Genomic DNA, 25,666 nt, shown 5'->3' with positions numbered 1-25,666 from the left:
CTCCGCGGATGGCGCGCTAGCCGCGCTCGAGCATCCCGATCTCGCGCACCGCGACCGACAGCATCGACAGTCCCGCCGCGCCCGACGCGCGCTGGTCGGCCAGCATGCGTGTAAAGCGTTCCAGCGCGCCATGGCGGCTGGCACGCCAGGCATCGATCATCGCTTCCGGCGATTCCAGTTCCCCCTGCTGCGACAGCACGCTGACCGTCAGCGCGCGCTTGAGCCGGCCCAGGTCTTCCAGCGTGGTCGTGCGCGCCAGCAGGTCCCAGTGCGTGTCCGAAGGCAGCGCCAGCGCACGCTCGCGCAGCCAGCTGAAGCTCAGGTGGCTGTCCAGCGCGAAATACACCCCCGCGACCAGGTCGAGGCTGCGCTCGCACGCGTTGGCCACTTCGGCGATATCCAGCGCCGCCGCGGAAATCTCGCTGCCGGCAACGCGCAAGGCAAGCGCCTCGTCGACACCGGCATCGGAGAATGTCCTGGCATGTTCCGCCAGCGTCGCCGCATCGGCCGGGGGCAGCAGCTGAGGCAACTGCGGCATCAGCCACTGCGCTGCCTGCGTAAAGCGCGCCAGTTCGGCGCCGGCCTGGCCGCCGCTGCGCAGATAGCGGATAAACCACAGGCAGGCCCGCTCCAGCAGCACGGCCACCTCGCCGAACATGCGCGCCTGCTCGGCATCGGGCACGCGGTTGTCCAGCGCATCGATCTCCTGCCACAGCGCGGTCAGCCCGAACACGTCGCGCGCAATCAGGCAGGCGCGCACGATGTCGGCCGGGCGCGCGTCGGTTTCTTCCATGATCCGGTGCACGAAGGTCGCGCCGATGCGGTTGACCAGCATATTGGTCAGGTGCGTCGACAGGATCTCGCGCCGCAGTGGATGGCGATGCATGGTTTCGCCATGGCGCTGGCGCAGCGGCACCGGGAAGTAATCGACCAGCAGGCCGCCGACCAGCGGGTCTTCGGGCACGTCGGAATCCAGCAGCGCGTCGTACAGCCACATCTTGCTGTACGCCAGCAACACCGCGCGCTCGGGCGATGTAAGCCCTTCGCCGGCCAGCTTGCGCTCGGCGATCTCTTCGTCGGAAGGCAGGAATTCCAGCGCCCGGTTCAGCCGCCCGGCGCGTTCCAGCCAGCGCACCAGCCGCGCCTCCCCATCGAGCAGCGCCGTGGCGTGGCGCCCGGCCACCGACAGCGCCTGGGTCTGGTAGTAGTTGTCCTGCAGCACCAGCAGGCCGACCTCGTCGGTCATCTCGGCCAGCAGCTTGTTGCGCTGCTTCTCGGTCATCTCGCCATCGGCCATCACCAGGCCAAGCAGGATCTTGATATTGACCTCATGGTCGGAGCAATCCACGCCGGCGGAGTTGTCGATGGCATCGGTGTTGATGCGGCCGCCCTTGCGCGCGAACTCGATCCGGCCCAGCTGGGTAAAGCCCAGGTTGCCGCCTTCCCCGATCACCTTGCAGCGCAGTTCGTTGCCGTTGACGCGTACTGCGTCGTTGGTGCGGTCGCCGGCCTGCAGGTGCGTTTCCTGGCTGGACTTGACGTAGGTGCCGATGCCGCCGTTATAGAGCAGGTCGACCGGAGCCATCAAGATGGCGTGGATCAGCTCTGCCGGCGACAGCGAAGCGGCCGTGATGCCGAGCACCGCCTGCACCTGCGGCGTCAACGCGATGGTCTTGGCCGTGCGCGGGAAGATGCCGCCGCCGGCGGAGATCAGCGTGGCGTCGTAGTCTGCCCAACTTGAGCGCGGCAGATTGAACAGCCGCGTGCGTTCCTCCAGCGTGCGCGCGGGATCGGGGTCGGGGTCGAGGAAGATGTGGCGGTGGTCGAAGGCGGCTACCAGCTTGATATGCGGCGACAGCAGCATGCCGTTGCCGAACACATCGCCCGACATGTCGCCGACGCCGGCCACGGTGAAGTCCGTGGTCTGGATATCGACGCCCATCTCGCGGAAATGCCGCTTGACCGATTCCCACGCGCCGCGCGCGGTGATGCCCATCTTCTTGTGGTCGTAACCAACCGAGCCGCCGGAGGCGAAGGCATCGTCGAGCCAGAAGCCATAATCGGCGGAAATCGCGTTGGCGAAGTCGGAGAACGTCGCGGTGCCCTTGTCGGCCGCGACCACCAGGTAGGGGTCGTTGTCATCATGCCGTACCACGTCGGGTGGCGGCACCAGCTGGCCGCCGACAAGGTTGTCGGTCAGGTCCAGCAGCCCGCGCAGGAAGGTCTGGTAGCAGCTAACACCTTCCTGCAAGAACGCATCGCGGTCGGATGGTGGGGGCGGCCGCTTGACCACGAAGCCGCCCTTGGAGCCCACCGGCACGATCACCGTGTTCTTCACCATCTGCGCCTTCATCAGCCCCAGCACCTCGGTGCGGAAGTCTTCGCGGCGGTCGGACCAGCGCAGCCCGCCGCGCGCGACGCGGCCGCCGCGCAGGTGCACGCCCTCGACGCGCGGCGAATAGACCCAGATCTCGAACATCGGCCGCGGCTCGGGCAGTCCTGGCACCAGCGCCGGGTTGAACTTGAACGACACATAGGGACGCGGCTGGCCGTCGTCGCCGCGGTGGAAATAGTTTGTGCGCACCGTGGCCTGGATCACGCCTAGAAAGAGCCGCAGGATGCGGTCCTCGTCGAGGTTGGGCACCTTGTCGAGCGCTGCTTCGATCTCGGCCAGCAGCTTGTCGCAGCGTGCCTGGCGCGCGGTGTCGGCAGCCACCTGGCTGACGGTGTCGAAGCGCGCGATGAACAGCGCGACGAGCATCGCGGCGATGCCCGCATTGCCGGTCAGCGCGCGTTCGATATAGGCATCGCTGAAGGTCGAGCCTACCTGGCGCAAATAGCGTGCGTAGGCGCGCAGGATGGTGACGTCGCGCGCGGCCAGTTCGGCACGCAGCACCAGCCGGTTCAGGTCGTCGTTCTCGATTTCGCCGTGCCAGGCGCGCGCAAAGGCGTCTTCGAACAGTGCCTTGACGCGCGCGATATCGAAGTCCGCCGCACCGCCGCTGTCGGCAATCTCCAGCCCGAAGTCATGGACCCAGACCGGCGCGCCGCTGTCGGGCTCGATCAGGTAGGGGCGCTCTTCGTCCACGCGCACGCCCAGGTGTTCGAGCATGGGCAGGCTGTGCGACAGCGCGATCGGCTCGCCGGCGCGATAGACCTTGAAGCGGAACGCGCCCGGCGCGGCCTCGATCGGCCGGTACAGGTTCATGGCCATGCCGCGCGCGCTGTGGTGCGCGCGCAGCGCGTGCTCCATCAGCTCGATGTCGCGCACCGCGGTCCGGGCGGGATAGTCTTCGCGGTAGCCCGCCGGGAACGAGCCGCCGTAGCGCTGCAGCAGCCGGTTGCCTTGTTCTTCACCATGGCTTTCGTGCAGCGCTTCGGCAAGGTCGTCCTGCCAGCGGCGGCTGGCATGGACGATGCGTTGCTCCAGTTCCGCCGTATCGACGTGCGGCATCGTGCCCGGCTCGCCGCGCACGGTCAGCTGGATGCGCGCCAGCGGCGATTCCGACAGCAGCGGCGTGAATTCGCAACTGGTGCCGTGGAAGGCCGCGGTCAGCAGCTTCTGGATCTTCTGGCGCAGGTCGGTGTTGTACTTGTCGCGCGGCACGAACACCAGGCACGAGACAAAGCGGTCGAAACGGTCGCGCCGCACGAACAGCCGTGTGCGCTGGTGCTCCTGCAGCCGCAGGATGCCCATGGTGATGTCGAACAGTTCATCCTCGCTCGCCTGGAACAGTTCGTCGCGCGGGTATTGCTCGAGGATGGTGACGAGCGACTTGTACAGGTGGCCTTTGGTGAGAAAGCCGGCGCGCGCCAGGATATTGGCGCACTTGCGCCGTACCAGCGGGATCTCGGCGATCGGTGCCATGTAGGCGGTCGAGGTGTACAGGCCCACGAAGCGGCGCTCACCGAACAGCTGGCCCTGTGCATCAAGCAACTTGACACCGATATAGTCGAGATAGCCCGGCCGGTGCACGCTGGCGCGCGAGTTGGCCTTGGTGACGAAGATCGGCGAGGGCCCCTCGATGATGGCGGTGGCCGCGGCGGGCAACGGCGTCAGGTCCTGCGCATCCGGCTCGCGCAGGCTCTCGCGCAGGATGCCCGCGCCCGAGCCCGGCACGCCGCGCAGGAAATAGCGCCCTTCCTGCGCCACCAACTGGTAGTCGCGCTGGCCGAGGAAGCTGAAATGGTCGTCCATCATCCATTCCAGGAAGGCGCGGGCCTCTGTGCTGTCGGGCGCAGCGGAATCCGGTGCCTGCGCCAGCATGGCGATGGTTGCCTGGGCGATGTCGCACATCGCCGGCCAGTCTTCGACCGCGGCGCGCACGTCGCCCAGCACGCGCGCGATACCGCTGCGCAGCGCGTCCAGCCGGGCGGCCTCGCCACTGCGGTCGACCTCGAAGTGGATGAAGGATTCCAGGCGCGAATTGTCGCCAGGCTCGCCGGCGCCGCCCAGGGCGATGCGCTCGATCCCGCCCGCCGCACTACGCCAGACGCGGAACACCGGGTGGATCGCCGAATGCAACGCCAACCCTTGCCGGTTGATCTCCATGGTTACGGAGTCGACCAGGAAGGGCATGTCGTCGTTGACGATCTCGACCACGGTATGGTCGGAGTGCCAGCCATGCTCTTCCAGGGTGGGGTTGTAGATGCGGATGCGCGCGCTCCCCGGGACGAACTTCTGTGCGGTCTGCCAGTGCGCCATGACGGCGCCGTACAGGTCGGCGACTTCGCGGTGCAGCAGGTCGTCGGCGTCGGCCTGGTCGTAGTAGTGCCGCAGGAAGGGCTCGGCGGCGCCGAACGTGGCCGCCGGCAGCCGCTCCCGCGCAAAGGCAAGCAGTTCGTCCAGCAGGTGCGCGACTTTGTCTTCGTTCTCCTGCGGCATGATCCCTCCTCGCGGTATCGATGGACGACGCGGCTCGCGCGGCCCGTGCGGCAATGACGCCGCCCGGTCGGGCATGTGCCGGGGCATGCTCATACTTTAGGAAAAATCAGCGCACCTGGCGGGATAAAGTCGCGAAGAAAGCGAACGATCCGGACAGTGCGGCCGGTCCGCCTGCAAAGGAGGCGGCAACCGGCCCGGATTCGCGCGTCAGAAGCGCGCGCTGGCGAGGGTAGGGCAAGAGGCCGGGCGATGCGCAACCGGGGGCAGTCCCGTGCAGGGGGCGACGGAAGCCTGCGGGGCAATCCCGCTGGCAGTACCGGCGGCAGTCGTCGCCAGCTTGTCCTGGCGCGCGGCTTCGCTGCCCACGCGGACCTGACGCGTGGTGTGGTCGCTCAGCCGGATCTTCATCCGTTCCAGCAGGCTGCCCAGCGCGACGCGCTCCTGCGAGCTGAACGGCGCCACCGACACGCTGTGCAGCGCGCTGAGCGCCTGCGAGGCGCGTTCCAGGCGGCTAACGGCCGTGCCGGAGATGCGCGGCGTATCGGCCTCGGCATACTCGATCCAGCCGTCGCGGCGCAGTTCATGCAGCAGCAGTTCAGATTGCGGAACATCGATCGGCATGGCGCCCGGCAACGGGGCACCGCGCACGAAGTCGCCGCGCTTGATCGCGCGCAGCAACAGCCATTTGGCGTAAGTCAGGCCAGAGGCGGAGAGGGTCTGCTCCAAGGCGTCCTGCCAGGCGGTGACGGCGTCGACCAGTGCAAGGACGACCGGCTCGTTGGGTTCGAGAGGTCTGGGCTGCATGAATGGCGTCTCCTGATTTTTAAATTTGCCGCCACTACGAATGCTGCGGGCACCCGTCACGCTGTTGCAACGGGTTGCTGGGCCGAGCATGGCCGGCCCGGGCGGCACGGTTGCTGAACCTCTCTGGCGGGCCCGTTCAACCGATAGGGCGAGACACTACCAGAAGCTTTTGCCATTTTTGTGACATTGCGGGTAAGTCCTGAGGCTCCGGACGCAGCTAGTGGCACGCAGGTCCCTGGTACCGGCATCGGCTATGAAGAAAGCGACTGGCGTTCATGATTTTAAATCACAGCCGGAATAGAGTCGGCTGGCTACACTGCCAGCCGGAGACCCCACACGCCAGCCTTCCGGCAAACAAGGCACGGGGCGAGCGGCGCAGGCAAGGGCCTGTGCCGCCAGACCGGAGATAACGATGTACAAGGAACGCATTCGCCTGGCCAGGCTGCATGACAAGGTAGTCTCGGCTGACGAAGCCGCCGCGCTGATCCGCGACGGCATGACGGTAGGCATGAGCGGCTTCACCCGCGCGGGCGACTGCAAGGAAGTCCCGTTCGCACTGGCGCGGCGCGCGGCCACCGAGCCGCTGCGCATTACCCTGATGACGGGCGCCTCGCTCGGCAACGACATCGACCGTGTCCTGGCCGAGGCCGATGTGATCGCGCGCCGCCTGCCGTTCCAGTCCGATGCCACGCTGCGCCGCAAGATCAACGCCGGCGAAGTGATGTTCATCGACCAGCACCTGTCCGAAACCGTCGAGCAACTGCGTTCCGGCCAGATCGCACCGGTGGACGTGGCGGTGGTCGAGGCCGTTGCCATCACTGGGCAGGGCGGCATCATCCCCAGCACTTCGGTGGGCAATTCGGCCAGCTTTGCCATGCTGGCGCGCAAGGTGATCGTCGAGATCAACATGAACATGCCGCTGGAACTGGAAGGGCTGCATGACATCTGTTTCCCGGTCCAGCGCCCGTACCGTCAGCCGATTCCGCTGATCGCGCCAGAGCAGCGCATCGGGCTCCCGTATATCCCGATCGATCCGGAAAAGATTGCCGCGATCGTCATCACCGCCAAGGACGACAGCCCCTCCAATGCGCTGCCGCCGGATGACGAGACCCGCAGCATCGCTGGGCACCTTAATGACTTCCTGCTGCACGAAGTGCGCGCGGGCAAGCTGTCGCCGTCGCTGCAGCCGCTGCAGGCGGGGATCGGCACCATCGCCAACGCGGTGCTGCACGGGCTGGTGGACTCGCCGTTCCGCGACCTCAAGATGTATTCGGAGGTGCTGCAGGACAGCACCATAGAATTGCTCGATGCGGGCCGGCTTTCGTTCGCCTCGGCGTCGTCGGTGACGCTGACGCGCGAGGTGTACCAGCGCTTCCTGTCGAACCTGGACCGCTACCGCTCGCGGCTGCTGCTGCGCCCGCAGGAAATCAGCAATCATCCCGAGATCCTGCGCCGGCTGGGTCTGATCACCATCAACACCGCGCTGGAGTGCGATATCTACGGCAACGTCAATTCCACGCACGTGGGCGGCACGCACATGATGAACGGCATCGGCGGCTCCGGCGACTTTGCGCGCAATGCGCACCTGTCGGTGTTCGTGACCAAGTCAGTGGCCAAGGGCGGCGATGTCTCGAGCATTGTGCCGATGGTGGCGCACGTGGACCATACCGAGCACGACGTCGACATCATTGTCACCGAGCACGGCCTGGCCGACCTGCGCGGCCTGGCACCGCGCGAGCGCGCGCGCACCGTCATCGCCAATTGCGCCGATCCGCAATACCGTGAGCTGCTGGGTGACTATTTCCGCCGCGCCAGCGCTCATGGCGGCCAGACGCCGCACCTGCTGGAAGAGGCGCTGTCCTGGCATGTCGGCTTCCGCGACCGCGGCACGATGCAGCCCGCACAGCCGGCGCGGGCGCTGGCTGCCTGAGACCCGTACGCAAGAATGCAAACAGCCCGCCGAAGCGGGCTGTCTTGCCTAAACACTGCGGGCTTACTGAGCCTTGTTGCCCTGGCTGGCGGGCGCCTTGGCGCCATCGGTGTAGGGATCGTACTTGCCGGCCTTGGCGCCGTCGGTGTACGGATCGAATTTGCCCGACTTGGCACCATCGGTATTCGGGTCGAATTTTTTCTGGCCCGAGTTGGTGAGGTCAGAGCGCGTCGACTGCTTGGCGCCATCGGTGTAGGGGTCGAACTTGCCCGACTTCGCCGGGTTCTGGTTCGGGCTGGCCTGCTTCTTGGTGTGGCTGCCGCCGTAAAGGTCGCCGCCGTCGGTGTAGTTCTTCTGCGCATAAACCTGCGTCGCGCCCACAGCGGCGAATGCTGCAACGATCAGGGTCGAAACGGTCTTCTTCAGCATCTCTTCTATCCTCGCGAAATCGGCATCGCAGCGCCTTGTGCGATGCGGGGTTTGGGGCCGAGCGTGGTCCGGCATGCGGCCGGCCGTGTGGCGGATCACTCAGGGATCACTCAGCTAATGTACCGAGTTGGCGCGTGTCCGCAAAGTGAAAGTTTCTTCTAGAGGTATTGAAACGCTTGGGCGGGCGTTGCGCCCTGTACAGGATCAAGATCCGGCCGATGGATCGGAAATTCCCCACCAGCAGTGCCGCTATCGGCACGCTTGGTGACATCCGGACGAAAAAACGGCTGCCGTGCGGCAGCCGTTTGAGGACCCCTCGTCTGAGGCGCCGGTTATTCCAGCGTGATGTTCTGGTCGTGCGCGATCTTCTTGCGCAGGTCCAGTTCGCGCTTGATCTGCGCGGCGTACTGGGCCGAGGTATTGCCGTCGGTGTAGGCGCCGCTTTCAGCCAGGCGGCGCTTCACGTTCGGGTCCTGCAATGCCTTGACCGCGGCATCGTGCACGCGCGTGATGATGGCAGCGGGCGTGCCGGCCGGCGCGACCAGGCCATACCAGGCCATGTTGTTCATGTCCTTCATGCCGGCTTCGGCGAAGGTCGGCACGTCGGGCAGGCCCTCGACGCGCTTGGGTGCCGCCACCGCCAGCGCGCGCAGCTTGCCGGCCTGGATATGCGGCATCGAGGACGGCAGGTTGTCGAACTGAGCGTTGACCTGGCCGGCCAGCGTGTCGTTCAGCGCCGGGCCCGATCCCCGGTAGGGGATATGGACCATGTCGGTCTTGGTGATGTCCTTGAACAACTCGCCATCCAGGTGCGAGATGCTGCCCTTGCCAGCGGAAGCGTAGCTGTACTTGCCCGGGTTGGCCTTCAGCAGCGCGATGAATTCCTTCAGCGTCTTGGCCGGCACCTTCGGGTTCACCGTCAGCACGTTGGGCACGTTGACCAGGTTGGTGATCGGCGCGAAATCCTTGAGCGGGTCGTACGGATTCTTGGGATTGGTGGCCGGGTTGGTTGCCATGGTGCTGACCGTGGCGATGCCGAGCGTGTAGCCGTCCGGCGCGGACTTGGCCAGTGCGTCGGCGCCGATCGCGCCGCCGCCGCCGCCGCGGTTTTCCACCACCACCGGCTGGCCCAGTTCGCGGCCCAGGCCGTCGGAAACTGCGCGCGCGACGATATCGGTGGTACCACCGGCCGCGAACGGGACGATCAGGCGGATCGGCTTGGTGGGGTAGGACTGCGCCTGGACAAATCCGGCGCTGGCCAGGCCGATCGCTGCGACGCAGGCGGCTGCGCCTGCTTTGTTGACTGCTTTCAAGGATGCCTCCGTTCTTCTTTCACTGATTGCTTGCCGGGCGGGCTGCAGGCGTTCTCTCGGGCGCAATGCCATCGTGCGCCCCGCGCCGTCAGATTTCCCGCGCCGGCTGACCCGGCCGCGCCGGGGTGCGGCGGCGGCCTGCACGTTGCGATGGTTCCGCGATACGGAACCATGTTCCACAACGTGCGCGGAAGCGATTCAACCGGGAAAGCGCGCAGAAAGGTATTGGTGACAACCCGCGTATCAAGAAAACAGCGGCCGTGCCGTGGGGTCGACCACGGCTCGCGCGTGCGCCCGCGGAGGGAAGGGGAAGCAGGAATGAAAAAAGCCGGAAGCAAGCTTCCGGCTTTTCCTGAATGCGCTGGTGGGGCGTGAGTGACTCGAACACTCGACCTACGGATTAAGAGTCCGCTGCTCTACCAACTGAGCTAACGCCCCAACGAAGAAAAAGATTGTAGCAAGGTATCGGATACTGCGCAATACTCTTCCGCGTTTTTTACAGAGCCGCGCGGCAGCAGGGCTCGCGCCCGCCGCTACAATTCGGCACGCCCCGATACACACTGCCAGCCTATGCACGCCAGAGTCCTGCGCTATCTCGACGAGGTTGTCCGCCGCGGTTCGATCCGCAAGGCGGCCGAGCACCTGCACGTGGCGCCGACGGCCGTGAACCGGCAGATTCTTGACCTGGAAGCCGAGCTGGGCGCGCCGCTGTTCGAGCGCATCAACAAGCGGCTGCGCCTGACGCCGCTGGGCGAGATGGTGCTGGCCCACGTTCGCCAGACGCTGCGCGAGCATGACGCACTGCGCGAGCGTATCGAAGAATTCAAGGGCGCTCGCCGTGGCGACGTCACCGTGGCGGTCACCGCGGGGCTGGCCGGCTCGCTGATGCCGTCGCTGGTGCATGACTTCCGCCAGCGCTACCCGGGCATCGTGGTGCGCGTGAATGACCTGCCGGTTGCCGAGATCGTCGCGGCGGTCGAACAGGGCGATGCCGATCTCGGGCTTGGCTACGATCTGCCGGAACTGCCCGCCTTTCGCGCGCTGGCAAGCAGCGACTGGCAGATCGGCGCGGTGGTGCCGCCGGAACATGCGCTGGCGGCGCGGCCGTCCGTGCTGCTGAGCGAGTGCGTCGGCTACCCGTTGATCCTGCCCGCGCCGTCGCTATCGATCCGCGCGCTGCTGGACGCCGCCTTCTCCCGCAATGCCATCGAAGTGTCGCCGGTGGCGGAATCGACTTCGACCGTGCTGATCCGCCAACTGGTCATGCTAGGCACCGGAGTGGCGCTGTTGAACCCGCTCGACGTGATGGAGGAGCGCGCGCGGCAGGCGCTGGTGTACGTGCCACTGCGCGACCGCCACCTGCAGGGGCAGACGCTGACGCTGGTGGCGCGTGCCCGCGGCACCCTCAGCGCGGCCGCGGAGTTGATGGCCGAACGCATCGGCGACGCGCTGGCCACGTTGTTCGCCCAGGCCCGCTAGCCCAGAGTGGTGCGAGTGTCCACTTTTTGTGGACACAGTGGTCGAAATTCAATGCTTAGGCGCGAGCATGCCTTCGCCTTAGACTGACGGCACCTGTCCCCCAGAATCGAAGGATTGCCGCCATGACCCTGATTGCCCTGAACGCCGACGTACTCGTCACCATGGACGCGCAGCGCCGCGAGATCCGCGACGGCGCACTGGTCGCCGAGGGGCCGGCGGTGCAATGGGTGGGTCCGACCGCCGACCTGCCGCCGCAATACCGCCGCATGGTTGACGACGGCAGCGCGCAAGTGCTGGATATGCGCGGCCGCGTGGTGACGCCCGGCCTGGTCAACACGCACCACCACATGTACCAGAGCCTGACGCGCGCCGTGCCCGCCGCGCAGGACGCCGAGCTGTTCTCGTGGCTGACCAACCTGTACATGCTCTGGTCGCACCTGACGCCGGAAATGATTGCCGTGTCGACCAAGACCGCGATGGCCGAATTGATGCTGTCCGGCTGCACCACCACCAGCGATCACCTCTACCTGTTCCCCAACGGCTCGCGCCTGGACGATTCGATCGCCGCCGCGCAGGAAATGGGCATGCGCTTCCATGCCGCGCGCGGCTCGATGAGCGTGGGCCGCAGCAAGGGCGGCCTGCCGCCCGACGTGGTGGTGGAAGACGAAGCCGCGATCCTGCGCGACAGCCAGCGGCTGGTCGAGCAGTACCACGACGGCGCGCGCCACGCGATGCTGCGCGTGGTGCTGGCGCCGTGCTCGCCGTTCTCGGTGTCGCGCGACCTGATGCGCGAGTCGGCGGTGATGGCGCGCCACTATGGCGTGTCGCTGCACACCCATCTGGCCGAGAACGACAACGACATCGCGTACTCGCGCGAGAAATTCGGCCTGACGCCGGCGCAGTATGCCGAAGACCTGGGCTGGGTCGGTCACGACGTCTGGCATGCGCACTGCGTGAAGCTCGATGAAGAAGGCATTGCGCTGTTCGCGCGTACCGGCACCGGCGTGTCGCATTGCCCGTGCTCGAACATGCGGCTCGCTTCCGGCATCGCGCCGGTGCGGGCGATGCGCGATGCCGGCGTGCCGGTCGGGCTGGGCGTTGACGGCAGCGCGTCGAACGACGGCGCGCATATGCTCGGCGAAGCCCGCCAGGCCATGCTGCTGCAGCGCGTCGGCTACGGCCCCGCAGCGATGAGCGCGCGCGAGGCGCTGGAGATCGCCACGCTGGGCGGCGCACGCGTGCTCAACCGCGACGATATCGGCGCGCTGGCGCCCGGTATGTCGGCGGACTTCGTCGCTTTCGATATGTCAGGAGTAGGCTTTGCCGGCGGCGGCCACGACCTGGTCGCGTCGCTGGTGTTCTGCACCCCGGCCAATGTCGCGGCGAGCGTGATCAACGGGCGCGAAGTGGTGCGCGATGGCATGCTGCTGACGGCGGACCTGCCCAACGTGCTGACGCGGCATCGCGCGCTGGCCCGCACGCTGTTCGAGCGCGCCAGCCTCGGCGCCTGACCGCGGGGAGGCGAACTGCCGCAGGCATTGCATGCCTGCGGCAGTTTTCGACGACAAACCAGGAGCGGAAAAGCAAAAGGCCGGAAGCATTGCTGCTTCCGGCCTTTCTGTATTCGCTGGTGGGGCGTGAGTGACTCGAACACTCGACCTACGGATTAAGAGTCCGCTGCTCTACCAACTGAGCTAACGCCCCAACGAAGAACGAGATTCTAGCATGATTTCCGGCGCTGTCAACAGATGGTGCAAAACCGGGTGCAACGCTTTTCGCGCATGCCGATGCCCGCAGCCATCAGGTGAACGGAACCGAACGCCAGCTTTGCCGGTCATCGGATTGAGCGCAATCGCACAGGGTGGATCCGCACGATATGGTCGGAGCCATGTTAGGATTCTTCTCCACTTGCATATGGAGGGCTGCACCGATGGATATCAAATTCCAAGAGCAAGAGCGCTACGACATCAATAATGAAGGCTTGCTCTTTCAGGCGATCGTCAATGGCGAGAAAGTGACTTGCGTAGTGACACGCGAGGCACTGTGGGAAGGCTTCAGCGCCGACCAGGTGTTGTCGCTGGAAGAGGCATTCCGTGCCGGCCGCGAAACCATCGAACGCGCCGCCGTGGTGCTGATCGAGCAGGGCGCGCCCCAGCCAATCGTCGTCAAGCGCGCCCACGTGGCGCCGATCTGATGAGGATGGATGCCCCGGCCAGCCGTTGGCATGCCGCGGGCGCCCATCCACCATCAGGCATCACCGCCTGGATCACCGCTTAGGGTCGTCCGGCCTTGCGAACCCGGCCCGGCAACGCCGGCGCAGGCACCAACGTCATCCCCGCTGTTTCAATTTCCGCTTGTCTAATGCTGTCCTCAGCAGGGTTTTCTTGCTGACGGCATCTTGTGCGCGACGCTTCAGCGTGCCGCCGCGGTGGCGCATGCCTGCGGCTGCGGTGCGCTGGCCGCATCCGCATTGACGGCGTCGTGATCCGATGCGCCCGGCCGCGAGGCGCATTCTTCAAAGATCCTGGCGCGGCACTGGGCGCAGATCTCGGGCGACAGCTTGCCGATGATTGTGTGCAGCGCCTGCCGCTTGGTCGGGAAGATATGGTCCGGCCCCAGCTTGTTGCTGAAACCGGTCTGCTCCCACGTCTGCAGCACCTGCGTGCGTGGGCGGTGGAAGTAGAGGTCGCCACCCATGGCACGGCGCTCGGCCAGTTCGTTTTCCCACATTTCCGCGCCCGCCAGGTCGATGAAGTTCATGCTCTTGGTCATCGCCAGCAAATGCGTCTGGCCGGCATTGACCGTGCGCAGCCAATGCAGGCGGTCGGTCACGTACTGCACGGCGCCGAAGTAGATCGCGCCCTCCATGCGCAGCAGCTTGAGCTGCGGGCACTCCGGCTGCGGACGGTGCAGTTCGTCCAGCGGCGTGAAGCGCCGGCCCGGGTCGTCGGCATCCGGCACGAGGCTGCGTACGGCCGGTCGGGAAGTGCGGTACAGGTAGGCCACCAGCGACAGCACGGTGCCGAGCAGCACCGCCATTTCGAGCCGGATCACCAGCGTCGCGGCGAAAGTACCGATGGCAATCGCGAACTCGGTACGGCTCAGCGTGAAGATGCGCCGCAGCCGTGCAATATCGAGCAGTCCCCACGCCACCAGCAGCAGCATGGCGCCGATCGCCGCCATCGGGATCTGCGCCAGCAGCGGCGCGCTGAGCGCGACCAGCGCCACCAGCCACAGCGCCGAGAACACGCTGGCAAGCGGTGTGTGCGCGCCGGCTTCAAAGTTGGGCATCGAGCGGTTGAGCGAGCCGCACGAGATATAGCCGGAGAAAAAGCCGCCGGCGATATTGGACAGGCCCTGGCCGATGAATTCGCGGTTGGCGTCGATATGCTGCCCGGAGCGCAGCGATACCGCCTTGGCGATCGAGATCGACTGGCCCAGCGCGACGATGGTCAGCGCCGAGGCGATGCCAAGCAGGTCGGGCAGCTTGCGCCAGTCGACGTCGGGCACATGGAAATGCGGCAGCGCCGACGGGATCGGCCCGACCACGTTCACATGCTGGGCGAAGGCGCCGGCCTGGTTCAGCAGCAGCGCCACGCCATAGCCGGCCAGCAGGCCCAGCAGCATGAACGGCAGCTTGCGCCATAGCCGCTTGCACAGCAGCGTCACCGCCAGCGTCACGGCGGCGACGGCCGCCGCGGACCAGTTGATGGTGTCGGCGTGTTCGGCCAGGTGGCGCAGCACGCCGAAGGCACTGGTGCCGGTCGGCACTTGCAGGCCGAACACATCCTTCAGCGCATAGAGCCCGATCAGGGTCGCCGCGCCGCAGGTGAAGCCGAGCAGCACCGACGGCGAGATAAAGTTGGCGAGCGAGCCGAGCCGCAGCGTGCCGACCGCGAGCTGCATCACGCCGACCACGATGGTCACCGCCAGCGCCAGCCCGATATACGCGGGGCTGCCGGCGAATGCGAGCGGGCTCAGCATGGCGAACAACGCCAGCGAATTGGCATTGGTCGGCCCCGACATCACATGCCAGCTCGAACCGAACAGCGCCGCGACGATGCAGGGCACCACCGCGCTGTAGATGCCGTACTGCGGCGGCAGTCCGGCCAGCGTGGCGAAGGCCACGCCCTGCGGCAGCACCAGCACCGCGCCGAGCAGGCCGGCGACCAGGTCGGCGCGCAGCGTGGCGCGGTCGACGCGCTGGCGCCACGGGAACATGCGATGCAGGAATGAGCCTTGCGTGGATGCGGACATGGGAACAGGACAGCCTCGGCGCCCCTGTCCGCGGTTTCGCCGCGTTCAGGGGTTCATGCCGGCAGTGTAGCGGGCAGGCCGCCGCGGGGGCGAGCCGGGCATGCCCGGGCTTGCGTGAATGCGTGGAATGGCGGCGACATGCCGTGGCTGCCGCAGCCGGTGGCGGGCGTCAGCCGCAGTGCAGCGTGGCGACCACGGGCGTGTGATCCGAGGGCTGTTCCCAGGTACGCGGCACGCGGTCGATCACGCAACCGGAGCATTGCTCCACCAGCGCCGGCGACAGCAGGATATGGTCGATGCGCAGCCCGGCATTGCGGCGGAACGCCATCATGCGGTAGTCCCACCAGGAAAAGCTCTTCTCCGGCTGCTCGAACCTGCGAAAGGCATCGGCCAGGCCCAGCTCCACCAGTGCGGCAAAGGCGGCGCGCTCCGGCGGCGACACGAGGTTCTGGCCTGCCCACTTGGCCGGGTCGTGCACGTCACGGTCTTCGGGGGCGATATTGAAGTCGCCCAGCAGCGCGAGGCGCGGATGGCGTTGCATTTCCTCGCGCAGCCACGCCGTCATCGCTTCCAGCCACTTGAGCTTGTACGTGAACTTCTCCGACTCGGGCGACTGCCCGTTGGGGAAGTAGGCGCAGACCAGCCGCAGGTCGCCGTAGGTGGCGGCGATCACGCGCTGCTGCGCATCCTCGAAGCCGGGGATGTTGCGCACCACGTCGACCGGCCCGGGCATGCTGGCGTCGCGGGCGACGATTGCCACGCCGTTGTATGTCTTCTGCCCGGTGTAGATACTGTGGAAGCCGGCATTCTCCAGTTCGGCCAGCGGGTACTTGTCGTCCGGCAGCTTCAGTTCCTGCAGGCACAGCGCGTCGATGGGCGCGCCGGCCTGGTCCTGTTCGGCCAGCCATTGCAGCACCTGCGGCAGGCGCACCTTCAGGGAATTGACATTCCAGCTGGCGATCCGCAGCGGGCCGGTGGTGGGCAGTGCAAGCGCGCTCATGCCGCCATCCCGCCGTGGCGCAGCAGCGCATCAATCTGCGGAGCGCGGCCGCGGAAGGCGACGAAGGATTCCATCGCCGGCCGGCTGCCACCCACCGACAGGATCTCGCGCTGGTAACGCGCACCGGTCTCGCTGTCGAGCACGGTGCCGGACAACTGCGCCGCTTCTTCAAACGCCGCATAGACGTCGGCCGACAGCACTTCGGCCCACTTGTAGCTGTAGTAGCCCGCCGCGTAGCCGCCGGCAAAAATATGGCTGAAGGTATTCGGCCAGCGCGACAGCGGATGCTGCGGCACCACGTGCACGCGGTCGTTGATCTGGCGCGACAGCTCCAGTACCGAGGTGGCCGCCGCCGGGTCGAAGTCCGTGTGCAGGTGCATGTCGAACGACGAGAACACGATCTGGCGCAGCGTCATCATGCCGTTCTGGAAGTTCTTGGCGGCCAGCATGCGGTCGAACAGCGCGCGCGTCAGCGGCGCGCCGGTGTCGACGTGCTGCGTCATGCCGGTCAGCACTTCGTATTCCCAGCAGAAGTTTTCCATGAACTGCGACGGCAGCTCCACCGCATCCCATTCCACGCCGTTGATGCCCGACACGCCCAGCTCGCCCACCTGCGTCAGCATATGGTGCAGGCCGTGGCCGAACTCATGGAACAGCGTGATCACTTCGTCGTGCGTGAACAGCGCGGGCTTGTTGCCCACCGGTGCGGAGAAGTTGCAGGTCAGGTATGCGACCGGCGTCTGCACGCCGCCCTGCTCCAGCACCTTGCGGCCGCGGGCGTCGTCCATCCACGCGCCGCCGCGCTTGCCTTCGCGCGCGTACAGGTCGATATAGAACTGGGCCAGCAGCGCGCCGTCGGCGGTGGTCACGCGGAAGAAGCGCACGTCCTTGTGCCAGGTCTGCGCAGGCTCGGCCTCGATGCGCACCGAGAACAGCTTCTGCACCACGCCGAACAGGCCTTCCAGCACCTTGGGTTCCGGGAAGTACTGCTTGACCTCGTGCTCGGAGAACGCATAGCGCTGCTGGCGCAGCTTTTCCGAGGCGTAGGCCACGTCCCACGGTTGCAGGTCGGACAGGCCGAGTTCGGCGGCGGCAAAGGCCTGCAGTTCGGCCCAGTCCTTCTCGGCGTAGGGCCGTGCCTTGACGGCGAGCTCGTCGAGGAACTTCAGCACTTCGGCGGGCGACTCGGCCATCTTCGGCACCAGCGAGACTTCGCCGTAGCACTGGTAGCCCAGCATCTGCGCTTCTTCGCGGCGCAGCGCCAGCTGGTCGCGCATGTTGACGGTGTTGTCCCACCCGGACTGGCCCTGGCCGTATTGCGCGCCCAGTTCCGAGGCACGCGTGACGTTGGCCTCGTACAGCGTCTGGCGCAGCGCGCGGTCGTCGGCGTATTGCAGCACCGGGAAGTAGGAGGGGAAGTGCAGCGTGAATTTCCAGCCGGCCTTGCCGTCTGCTTTGCCGTCTTTCTCGGCGGCGTGGCGGGCCGCTTCCTTGGCGTCGTCGGGCAGGCCGGCCAGTCGTGCCTCGTCCTCGATGACCAGCGCATAGGTGTTGGTGGCGTCCAGCACGTGGTCGGAAAAGGCTTTGGACAGCTGCGCCTGCTGCTCCTGGATCTCGGCGAAGCGCGGCTTCCGGTCTTCAGGCAGCTCGGCGCCGCCCAGGCGGAAGCCGCGCAGCTCGTTGTCGATCAACTGGTGGCGGGCTGCGCTCATGCAGGCGAATTCGGGGCTGGCGGCCAGCGCCTTGTACTTTTCATACAGCGCCAGGCTCTGGCCGAGCGACGACCAGAACTCGGTCATGCGCGGCAGGTTGTCGGCGTGCGCCTTGCGCAGTTCCGGCGTGTCGGCGACGGCACTCAGGTGGCTGACCACGCCCCAGGCGCGGCCCAGCGGCTCGGTGGCCGCTTCCAGCGCCTGCACGGCGTTGGCCCAGTCAGCGGGCGTGGCCGGATCCTCGGCGCGTGCGACGGCCTGCTGCGCGCGTTCCAGCAGCACGTCCAGCGCCGGGCTGATGTGCCCGGGCCGGATCTCGGCGAAGCGGGGCAGGTCGGAAAAGTCCAGCAGCGGATTGTTGGCCGGGGTGGCTTGTGCGGCTTGGTCCATGGCGTGTTCTCGGTTGGCTGGCCTCAAAGGTCGATGCCCCGCAGATGGGGGCGGGGTGCCGGCATTTCCAGCACCCCGTGTGGCGTACTGTACGTCGAATGTGCGTCGAAAGTACGCCGAACGCGCGGGCGCTTCAGCCCGCGGCGCGTTCCGCCGCTTCCAGCGTGTTGACCAGCAGCATGGTGATGGTCATCGGGCCGACGCCGCCTGGCACCGGCGTGACATAGCCGGCCACCTCGCGCACGCCGGCGAGGTCCACGTCGCCGCACAGCTTGCCGTTGTCGTCGCGGTTCATGCCCACGTCGATCACGACAGCGCCTGGCTTGACCATGTCGGCGGTGATCAGGTTGCGCTTGCCGACCGCGGCGACGATCACGTCGGCCTCGCGGGTGTGGGTGCCGATATCGCGCGTCTTGCTGTTGCAGATGGTGACGGTGGCGCCGGCCTGCAGCAGCAGCATCGCCATCGGCTTGCCGACGATGTTGGAAGCGCCGACCACCACGGCACGCGCGCCGCGCAGCGGGTACTGGATCGATTCCAGCATCTTCATGCAGCCGTACGGCGTGCACGGGCGGAACAGCGGCGCGCCGGTCATCAGCGCGCCGGCGTTGGCGACGTGGAAGCCGTCGACGTCCTTTTCCGGGGCAATCGCTTCCAGCACCTTGTGGCTGTCGATGTGCTTGGGCAGCGGCAGCTGCACCAGGATGCCGTGGATGTTCGGGTCCAGGTTGAGCGCGTCAATGCGTGCCAGCAGCTCCGCTTCGGAGAGGTCCGCCGGATAACGGTCCAGCGAAGAGTGAAAGCCGTTGTCCTGGCAGGCCTTGACCTTGTTGCGCACGTAGACCTGGCTGGCCGGGTCCTCGCCGACCAGGATCACGGCCAGGCCGGGGCGGTGACCGCGCTCGGTCAGGCTGGCGGCGCGCTGGGCGGCTTCGGAGCGGATTTGTTTGGCAAGGGCGTTGCCGTCGATCAGTTGGGCAGACATGGAGGAAAAGACCGGTTTGGGCGGGTTTGTGCGAATTGGGCGGATCCGGCAGATTGCTTGGGCCGTGGGTGGCGTGTGCCCGGCATGCGGGCATGCGGATCAAAGGCGAATTATAAAGGGTCAGTGCGGGCTGTCGCGCTTAGGTTGACCGGATGCAAGCGCTATCGGGGTGCAGCGCTGGTAGCATCGGCCGCATGCACACCGCGCTCCCGTCCCTGTTGTCAGATCCGCTGCTGGTTGTCGTGTCCCTTGCCGGACTGCTGTGGGCGCTGACACGCCGGCCGTGGCAGTTGCTGCGCCGCAATGCGCTGCAGCACGCCTGGCTGGGGGCGATGGTGCTGGTGGCGCTGCTGTGGACAGTGCGCGCCACGCTGGTCGGTGGGCTGGTGATCCAGTTGCTGGGCGCCACGCTGATGGTGACGCTGTTCGGGCTGCCGCTGGCGTTGCTGTCGCTGTTCGTGGTGGACCTGGTGTCGCTGCTCGGCCTCGAATATCTTGCCGGGCACAGTTGGGCGCTGTTCGACTGGCCTTCACTATGGGTGCGCTATACCTGGCTGGCGCTGGTGCCAGCGCTGCTTTCTGCCGGCCTGCAGGCACTGATGCGGCGCTGGCTGCCGCGCCACCCGTTTGTTTTTATCCTGGGGCACGGATATTTCACCGCGGGGCTGGCTGCCCTGGGTGCCAGCGCGGCGCAGGGGGCATGGCGGCATGTGATGGCGCCGGGACTGCCGATCACCGTGGCCGACACGCTGGCGGCAACGCTGATCCTGGCATTTGGCGAGGCGTTCCTGACCGGGATGCTGGTAGCCGTCTTTGTGGTCTGCCGGCCACAATGGGTGGTCACGTTCCGGGATGAGGATTACCTGAGGCATTGAGGCCGGGCGCCGGCAGTGGCGCCCGGAAAGAGGCTGGCCAGGAGAGATGGAGTGGGCCAGCCGGCGCTGCAGGCTCAGCTGTTGCGCGACAGTGCCAGGCGCAGCAGGTCGGCGACCGTATTGACATTGAGCTTTTCCATGATGTTGGCGCGGTGCGCCTCCACCGTCTTGATGGAAATGCCCAGGTCATCTGCGATCTGCTTGTTCAACCGCCCGGCCACGATGCGCTCGAGCACCTGCTGTTCGCGCGTGGTCAGCTTGCCCAGCAGGTCCTTGGCCGCGCGCTGCTCTCGCGCCGCGGAATGATCGGTGCGGGCCTTTTGCAGCATGCGCTCGACCAGCGCGCGCAGTTCGGATTCGTCGAACGGCTTCTCGATGAAGTCGATCGCGCCGCGCTTCATGGTCGATACCGCCATCGGCACGTCGCCATGGCCGGTGATAAAGACGATCGGAATATTGATGTTCTCGGCGATCATCCGCTCCTGCAGTTCCGGGCCGCTCATGCCGGGCATGCGCACGTCGAGGATCAGGCAGGACACCTGGCTGGCGTCGTAGGCGGCGAGGAACTGCTCGGCGCTGGTAAAGCTGCGTACCTGGTAGCCATTGCCCTCCAGCAACCAGGTCAGCGAGTCGCGCATGGCTTCATCGTCATCGACGATGAACACGGTCTCGCCGCGGTGGGGCGTGGGGTTTGGCGTTGCGGTCATGTAGTCTCCTCGGGACAACAATTCATTGCTGCGAAGTGTAACCGCCCCGGGGCCCCTGTGGCGAGACAGGCCCCCCACATGCGTAGGGGTTGGCGCCCGGCTTGCCGGGGTGTCCGGAACGAATCGGACAGCGGTGGAATGCGCAGCGTTATTGCTCGGCCACCACCGGATGCAGTGGCAGCATGATCTTGAAGGTGCAGCCAATGCCGTCGATATTGTTCTCCACCCACAGCCGGCCCTGGTGCGACTCGATGATCGAGCGGCAGATGTTCAGCCCCATGCCCATCCCGTCGGACTTGGTGCTGAAGAAGGGCTCGAACAGGCGCTCTTTGGTGGCTTCGTCGACGCCCGGACCCTGGTCGATGACATCGATATGGACGTTGTCGCCGATCTCGCCCGGCTCCACGCGCGCATGCAGGCGCACCACGCCGCCGGCGTGCATGGCCGGCAGGCCGGCCATGGCTTCGACCGCGTTCTTGAGCAGGTTCACCAGCACCTGCTCGATCAGCACCGGGTCGACATAGATGGCCATCGGCGGCGCCGGCAGCCGGGTCAGGATGGTGACGCGGCGCCGCGTCGCCTCCAGGTCGGCCAGGCCCACGGCATCGGCGACGATATCGTGCAGCGCCGCTTCGCGCCGCTGCGGCTGGCTGCGCTTCACGAAGCCGCGGATGCGGCTGATGATGGTGCCCGCGCGCACTGCCTGCGCGGAGGTTTTCTCCAGCACCGGGATCAGGTCCTCCGGCGTGCTGCGGCCCGAATGCAGGCGCGCCACCGCGCCCATGCAGTAGTTGTTGATGGCGGCCAGCGGCTGGTTCAACTCGTGCGCCAGCGATGACGCCATCTCGCCCATGGTGGTCAGGCGGCTGGTGAACTGCAGGCGTTCTTCATGCTGGCGCGCCATTTCCTCGGCGGCCTTGCGCACGGTGATGTCGGTGGCGATCTGCATCTGCGCCAGGTGGCCGTCGACCCACTGGATATAGCGGCGGCGCACTTCGAACCATTTCTGCATGTCGGGCACGAACACCTCGCGCGCGTCCGACGCATAGGGCATCAGCTCGGAAGCGGGCAGGCCGGCGTAGGCGTCGACGTAATCGGTGTTGTCGCTGGAAACCTGTTCCTTGTCGAGCTCGTCGCCGGCCAGCTTCAGGTGGCCCTCGGCTTCCCAGCCGAACAGCTGGCGGTAGTAGCGGTTGGCGAACAGCAGCTCGGCCTTGTCGGTGGCGAGCACCGACACCGCCGCGTCCAGGCTCTCCAGCACCGTGGTGAAGCGGTCATGCGCGGCAGCCAGTTCCTCGCGCGCGCGCTTGGGTTCGGTGATGTCAGTCATCGAACTCATCCAGCCGGTATGGCGGCCGCGGCTGTCGACCAGCGGCGACACATACATGCGCGCGTAGAAGCTGCTGCCGTCGCGGCGCATCACGCGCATCTCATAGCCGCCCGCGGGCGACTTGCCCTGCAGCGTCAGGTCGATCTGCTTCTGCATTTCCTGCTGGTCGTTCGGCGGCCAGTAGGGGAAGGGCGGCAGGCGCCCGACGAGGTCGTTCTCCTGCCAGCCGGTCATGCGGCAGAAGGCCGGGTTGACGTAGGTGATGCGGCCGTTCAGGTCGAGCGCGCGCAGGCCGATCAGCATCGAGTTTTCCATCGCGCGCCGGAACGAGGTCTCGGCCAGCAGCGCGCGCTGCGCCTCGGAGCGGCGGCTGGTATGGCGCCACATGCTCCACAGGCTCCACAGCAGGAAGCAGGACAGGCCCACCACCAGCCACAGCAGCATGTTGTTGGGCAGGTTCGACGGCGGCGGGTAGGCGTCGGCGCGCAGTGACAGCGAATGGCCGGGCGGGTCCAGCAGCACTTCATACGACAGCGCGTTGCCGGGCACCGGCCGCAACGAGGTGCTGGCGCGGGTCTGGTTGTTCTTGTCGATCAGCGAGAAACGGTAGCGCTCGGTCAGCTCCGGCGGCAGCAGGTGCGTCAGGATGCCGTTGATCGAGTACAGCGCGCCGAGCGTGCCGAGGAACTCGTTGTCGCGCACGATCGGCACTTGCATCAGCATGAAGCTGTCGCCGCGGTCGTTGACCAGCGGGCGCGAGTAGACCACGCGCTGGGTTTCGCGCGCGGCATCGAAGGTGTCCAGCACTTCGGGCTCGAGCGGCTGGTCCTGGTTCTCGCGCAGGCGCACCGCGAACTCGGACGTCGACGGCAGCGACCAGCGGCCGCGCTTGGTGGCGTCGAGCCAGTTGACAAAGACGATCTCGGGGTTCTCGCGCAGGACCTCCTGGGCGGCGGTACGGTAAGCGCCTTGCTCCAGCTGCGCGGCGGCGATGTCGCGCGCCAGCGAGGCCAGTTGATCCTGGTTGCTGAGCAGGGACAGGCGTACGCGCTGCTGCGCCCAGGCGGCGTCGCGGTACAGCGCATCGCGTTGCTGCTGGCGTTCGGTCTCGTGCAGCGACCACAGGATCACGCCCATCGCCACCGTGAACAGCACGATCGCGACCAGCGGGATGAACATGAACCAGCTGGTGGCGACGAGGTTGCGCCAGCGCAGCCACCACAGGCCGCGCGGGGCCGCCACCGGCGCGCCGTCGTCGGGGCCGAGCGCGTCGATCGGGCCGAGCCCCGCGGCCGGAGGCGGGGCGTGGCCGGTATCGCCCCCGGCGGCCTTGGCTGTGCCCGAGGTATCGGGGGAAAGCACGGCTGCACGCAGGCGGGAAAGGAAGCGATCGAGGAACGGCATGGGAGGGATTGACGGCTGACCGTTCAGTGTACCGAGATTATTGCGGTGCGTCGCTTGGGGAAAGCGCCAATGAAATCCCGGCCGCCGCTGCCCGCGCCGGCGCCCTTGCGTCTGGCGCCGGGCGGGCCGTGGCATGGTTCTTGGTGCGCTGCGGCATTATTTCACATTGCAAAAAACGATATCGCAATTTGAAAATTTCACTTGTGTTGCCCAATGGGCTTCCATAGAATCGGTTCGACCCAAGAATGCGGGCGGCAGCCATGCGCCTGCCGCGCGGAGGAACCGGAACAGGTTCCCCGGCGGCGGCCCCGATGCAGGGCGCGTCAGCACCGAACCCGCAACGGTGCGAGTCAACCCGTAGAGCCCCCAAAGCCGGCGCCGGAAGCGCAGGCACGGAAGCACGAATTCACCCAGGAGACAGTCATGTCCGCCGTACCAGAGCAGATTCTCGGCGCATCCAGCGCCAACGACGCCGATCCCCAGGAAACCCATGAATGGCTGGATGCCCTGCAGGGCGTCCTCGCCGCCGAGGGCCCGGCGCGTGCCGCGTTCCTGATCGACAAGCAGATCGAGTACGCACGCGTGAACGGCGTGACCCAGCCGTTCCACGCCGAGACGCAGTACATCAACACCATCCCGGTGGAGCAGCAGGCCCGTATCCCGGGCGACCAGGACATCGAGCACCGCATCCGCTCGTACACCCGCTGGAACGCCATGGCGATGGTGCTGCGCGCCAACAAGCACACCAACGTCGGCGGCCATATCTCCTCGTTTGCGTCGGCGGCCACGCTGTACGACGTCGGCTACAACCATTTCTGGCGCGCCCCCTCGGAACAGAGCGGCGGCGACCTGGTCTTCGTGCAGGGCCACTCGGCACCGGGCGTGTATTCGCGCGCCTTCCTGCTGGGCCGCCTGAGCCAGGACCAGCTCGACAACTTCCGCCAGGAAGTGGACGGCAAGGGCATCTCGTCGTACCCGCACCCGTGGCTGATGCCGGATTTCTGGCAGTTCCCGACCGTGTCGATGGGCCTGGGCCCGATCATGGCCATCTACCAGGCCCGCTTCATGAAGTACCTGGACAGCCGCGGCCTGGCCAAGGCCGGCGACCGCAAGGTCTGGGCCTTCCTGGGCGACGGCGAGACCGACGAACCGGAATCGCTGGGCGCGATCGGCATGGCCGGCCGCGAGAAGCTCGACAACCTGGTCTTCGTCATCAACTGCAACCTGCAGCGCCTGGACGGCCCGGTGCGCGGCAACGGCAAGATCATCCAGGAACTGGAATCCGAGTTCCGCGGTGCCGGCTGGAACGTCATCAAGGTGGTATGGGGCAGCAAGTGGGACGCGCTGCTGGCGCGCGACACCAAGGGCCTGCTGATGAAGCGCATGATGGAATGCGTGGACGGCGAGTACCAGACCATGAAGGCCAAGGACGGCGCCTACGTCCGCGAGCACTTCTTCAATACGCCTGAGCTGAAGGCGATGGTCGCCGACTGGTCCGACGAGGACATCTGGCGCCTGAACCGCGGCGGCCACGACCCGCACAAGATCTTCGCCGCCTACAAGGCCGCCAGCGAGCACAAGGGCCAGCCCACGCTGATCCTGGCCAAGACCATCAAGGGCTATGGCATGGGCGACGCCGGCCAGGCCATGAACGTGGCTCACCAGCAGAAGAAGATGCCGGTGGACGCGATCCGCAAGTTCCGCGACCAGTTCAACCTGCCGGTGCCCGACGACAAGCTCGAGGAGGTGCCGTACATCACCTTCCCGGAAGGCTCGAAGGAACTGGAATACATGCGCCAGGCGCGCATGAACCTGGGCGGCTACCTGCCTGCCCGTCGCCAGAAGGCCGAAGCGCTGCCGATCCCGCAGCTGTCCGCGTTCGAGGCGCTGCTGAAGGCCACCGGCGAAGGCCGCGAAGTGTCCACCACCATGGCCTTCGTGCGTATCCTGAACACGCTGCTCAAGGACAAGCAGATCGGCAAGCACGTGGTGCCCATCGTGCCGGACGAGTCGCGCACCTTCGGCATGGAAGGCCTGTTCCGCCAGGTCGGCATCTGGAACCAGGTAGGCCAGAAGTACGTGCCGGAAGACCATGACCAGCTGATGTTCTACAAGGAATCGCAGACTGGCCAGGTGCTGCAGGAAGGCATCAACGAAGCCGGCGCC

The 25,666-nt window shown here is 66.6% G+C and carries 16 protein-coding genes and 2 tRNA genes; 6 read left to right on the top strand and 12 right to left on the bottom strand.

The window, feature by feature from the left end; genetic code table 11:
• Window positions 1-16: 16 nt before the first annotated feature.
• Together ACIP1U_RS08620 and ACIP1U_RS08615 are read right to left on the bottom strand one after the other, a co-directional pair.
• Complete coding sequence (locus tag ACIP1U_RS08620; RefSeq protein ID WP_400313907.1) at window positions 17-4,885, bottom strand: NAD-glutamate dehydrogenase; 4,869 nt, start codon at window positions 4,883-4,885, stop codon at window positions 17-19.
• 207 nt (window positions 4,886-5,092) lie between these two features.
• Entirely contained in the window at window positions 5,093-5,689 is a 597-nt protein-coding gene (locus ACIP1U_RS08615) for a MarR family transcriptional regulator (RefSeq protein ID WP_400313905.1), read from the bottom strand.
• A 412-nt stretch (window positions 5,690-6,101) separates the two neighbouring features.
• Here ACIP1U_RS08615 and ACIP1U_RS08610 point away from each other — a divergent pair, with 412 nt between their 5' ends.
• Window positions 6,102-7,619 carry an acetyl-CoA hydrolase/transferase family protein gene (locus tag ACIP1U_RS08610; RefSeq protein WP_400313902.1) on the top strand — a complete coding sequence of 506 codons (1,518 nt, stop codon included), beginning with the start codon at window positions 6,102-6,104 and terminating at the stop codon, window positions 7,617-7,619.
• A 63-nt stretch (window positions 7,620-7,682) separates the two neighbouring features.
• Here ACIP1U_RS08610 and ACIP1U_RS08605 read toward each other — a convergent pair whose 3' ends face one another.
• The 3 genes from ACIP1U_RS08605 to ACIP1U_RS08595 form a co-directional block, all read right to left on the bottom strand.
• Window positions 7,683-8,048: a hypothetical protein gene (locus ACIP1U_RS08605; RefSeq protein WP_400313899.1), complete on the bottom strand. Its 366-nt coding sequence runs from the start codon at window positions 8,046-8,048 to the stop codon at window positions 7,683-7,685.
• A 332-nt stretch (window positions 8,049-8,380) separates the two neighbouring features.
• Window positions 8,381-9,361, bottom strand: coding sequence for a tripartite tricarboxylate transporter substrate binding protein BugE (locus tag ACIP1U_RS08600; protein WP_400313897.1), 981 nt, complete (start codon window positions 9,359-9,361; stop codon window positions 8,381-8,383).
• 362 nt (window positions 9,362-9,723) lie between these two features.
• A tRNA-Lys gene (locus ACIP1U_RS08595) sits at window positions 9,724-9,799 on the bottom strand.
• A 132-nt stretch (window positions 9,800-9,931) separates the two neighbouring features.
• Here ACIP1U_RS08595 and ACIP1U_RS08590 point away from each other — a divergent pair.
• Together ACIP1U_RS08590 and ACIP1U_RS08585 are read left to right on the top strand one after the other, a co-directional pair.
• On the top strand, window positions 9,932-10,840 hold the full coding sequence (locus tag ACIP1U_RS08590; protein ID WP_400313895.1) for a LysR family transcriptional regulator: 909 nt from the start codon (window positions 9,932-9,934) through the stop codon (window positions 10,838-10,840).
• Window positions 10,841-10,962: 122 nt separating this feature from the next.
• Window positions 10,963-12,351 (top strand): 8-oxoguanine deaminase, encoded by a 1,389-nt coding sequence (locus tag ACIP1U_RS08585; RefSeq protein ID WP_400313892.1) that lies wholly within the window; start codon window positions 10,963-10,965, stop codon window positions 12,349-12,351.
• Between the two features lie 117 nt (window positions 12,352-12,468).
• Here ACIP1U_RS08585 and ACIP1U_RS08580 read toward each other — a convergent pair.
• A tRNA-Lys gene (locus tag ACIP1U_RS08580) sits at window positions 12,469-12,544 on the bottom strand.
• Between the two features lie 226 nt (window positions 12,545-12,770).
• Between ACIP1U_RS08580 and ACIP1U_RS08575 the strand changes: the two genes are divergently transcribed.
• A complete protein-coding gene (locus ACIP1U_RS08575) occupies window positions 12,771-13,034 on the top strand; it encodes a DUF1488 domain-containing protein (protein WP_029047712.1) in 264 nt (87 codons plus the stop codon).
• Window positions 13,035-13,252: 218 nt separating this feature from the next.
• Here ACIP1U_RS08575 and ACIP1U_RS08570 read toward each other — a convergent pair whose 3' ends face one another.
• From ACIP1U_RS08570 to folD, 4 genes are all read right to left on the bottom strand, one after another.
• On the bottom strand, window positions 13,253-15,097 hold the full coding sequence (locus ACIP1U_RS08570; protein WP_400313889.1) for a SulP family inorganic anion transporter: 1,845 nt from the start codon (window positions 15,095-15,097) through the stop codon (window positions 13,253-13,255).
• 169 nt (window positions 15,098-15,266) lie between these two features.
• Window positions 15,267-16,097 carry an exodeoxyribonuclease III gene (xth, locus tag ACIP1U_RS08565; RefSeq protein WP_400313886.1) on the bottom strand — a complete coding sequence of 277 codons (831 nt, stop codon included), beginning with the start codon at window positions 16,095-16,097 and terminating at the stop codon, window positions 15,267-15,269.
• Window positions 16,094-18,199 (bottom strand): M3 family metallopeptidase, encoded by a 2,106-nt coding sequence (locus tag ACIP1U_RS08560; RefSeq protein ID WP_400313883.1) that lies wholly within the window; start codon window positions 18,197-18,199, stop codon window positions 16,094-16,096. Before ACIP1U_RS08560 ends, xth begins: the two co-directional genes overlap by 4 nt.
• 133 nt (window positions 18,200-18,332) lie before the next feature.
• Entirely contained in the window at window positions 18,333-19,184 is an 852-nt protein-coding gene (gene folD, locus ACIP1U_RS08555; protein ID WP_400313880.1) for a bifunctional methylenetetrahydrofolate dehydrogenase/methenyltetrahydrofolate cyclohydrolase FolD, read from the bottom strand.
• 194 nt (window positions 19,185-19,378) lie between these two features.
• Here folD and ACIP1U_RS08550 point away from each other — a divergent pair, with 194 nt between their 5' ends.
• Entirely contained in the window at window positions 19,379-20,059 is a 681-nt protein-coding gene (locus tag ACIP1U_RS08550; RefSeq protein WP_400313878.1) for a hypothetical protein, read from the top strand.
• Between the two features lie 74 nt (window positions 20,060-20,133).
• Here ACIP1U_RS08550 and ACIP1U_RS08545 read toward each other — a convergent pair whose 3' ends face one another.
• Both ACIP1U_RS08545 and ACIP1U_RS08540 read right to left on the bottom strand, forming a co-directional pair.
• Window positions 20,134-20,766 carry a response regulator transcription factor gene (locus tag ACIP1U_RS08545; RefSeq protein ID WP_029047707.1) on the bottom strand — a complete coding sequence of 211 codons (633 nt, stop codon included), beginning with the start codon at window positions 20,764-20,766 and terminating at the stop codon, window positions 20,134-20,136.
• A 148-nt stretch (window positions 20,767-20,914) separates the two neighbouring features.
• A complete protein-coding gene (locus ACIP1U_RS08540) occupies window positions 20,915-23,500 on the bottom strand; it encodes a PAS domain S-box protein (RefSeq protein WP_400313876.1) in 2,586 nt (861 codons plus the stop codon).
• A 423-nt stretch (window positions 23,501-23,923) separates the two neighbouring features.
• Here ACIP1U_RS08540 and aceE point away from each other — a divergent pair.
• Window positions 23,924-25,666, top strand: a 1,743-nt coding sequence (aceE, locus tag ACIP1U_RS08535; RefSeq protein ID WP_400313874.1) for a pyruvate dehydrogenase (acetyl-transferring), homodimeric type, incomplete at its 3' end; no start/stop codon positions are given.

This window comes from Cupriavidus sp. NPDC089707 (assembly GCF_044748965.1).
In the GTDB taxonomy this organism is placed as follows: domain Bacteria; phylum Pseudomonadota; class Gammaproteobacteria; order Burkholderiales; family Burkholderiaceae; genus Cupriavidus.
The sequence above is the reverse complement of the archived record's forward strand: the minus strand, read 5'-3'. Positions and strand labels throughout refer to the sequence as shown.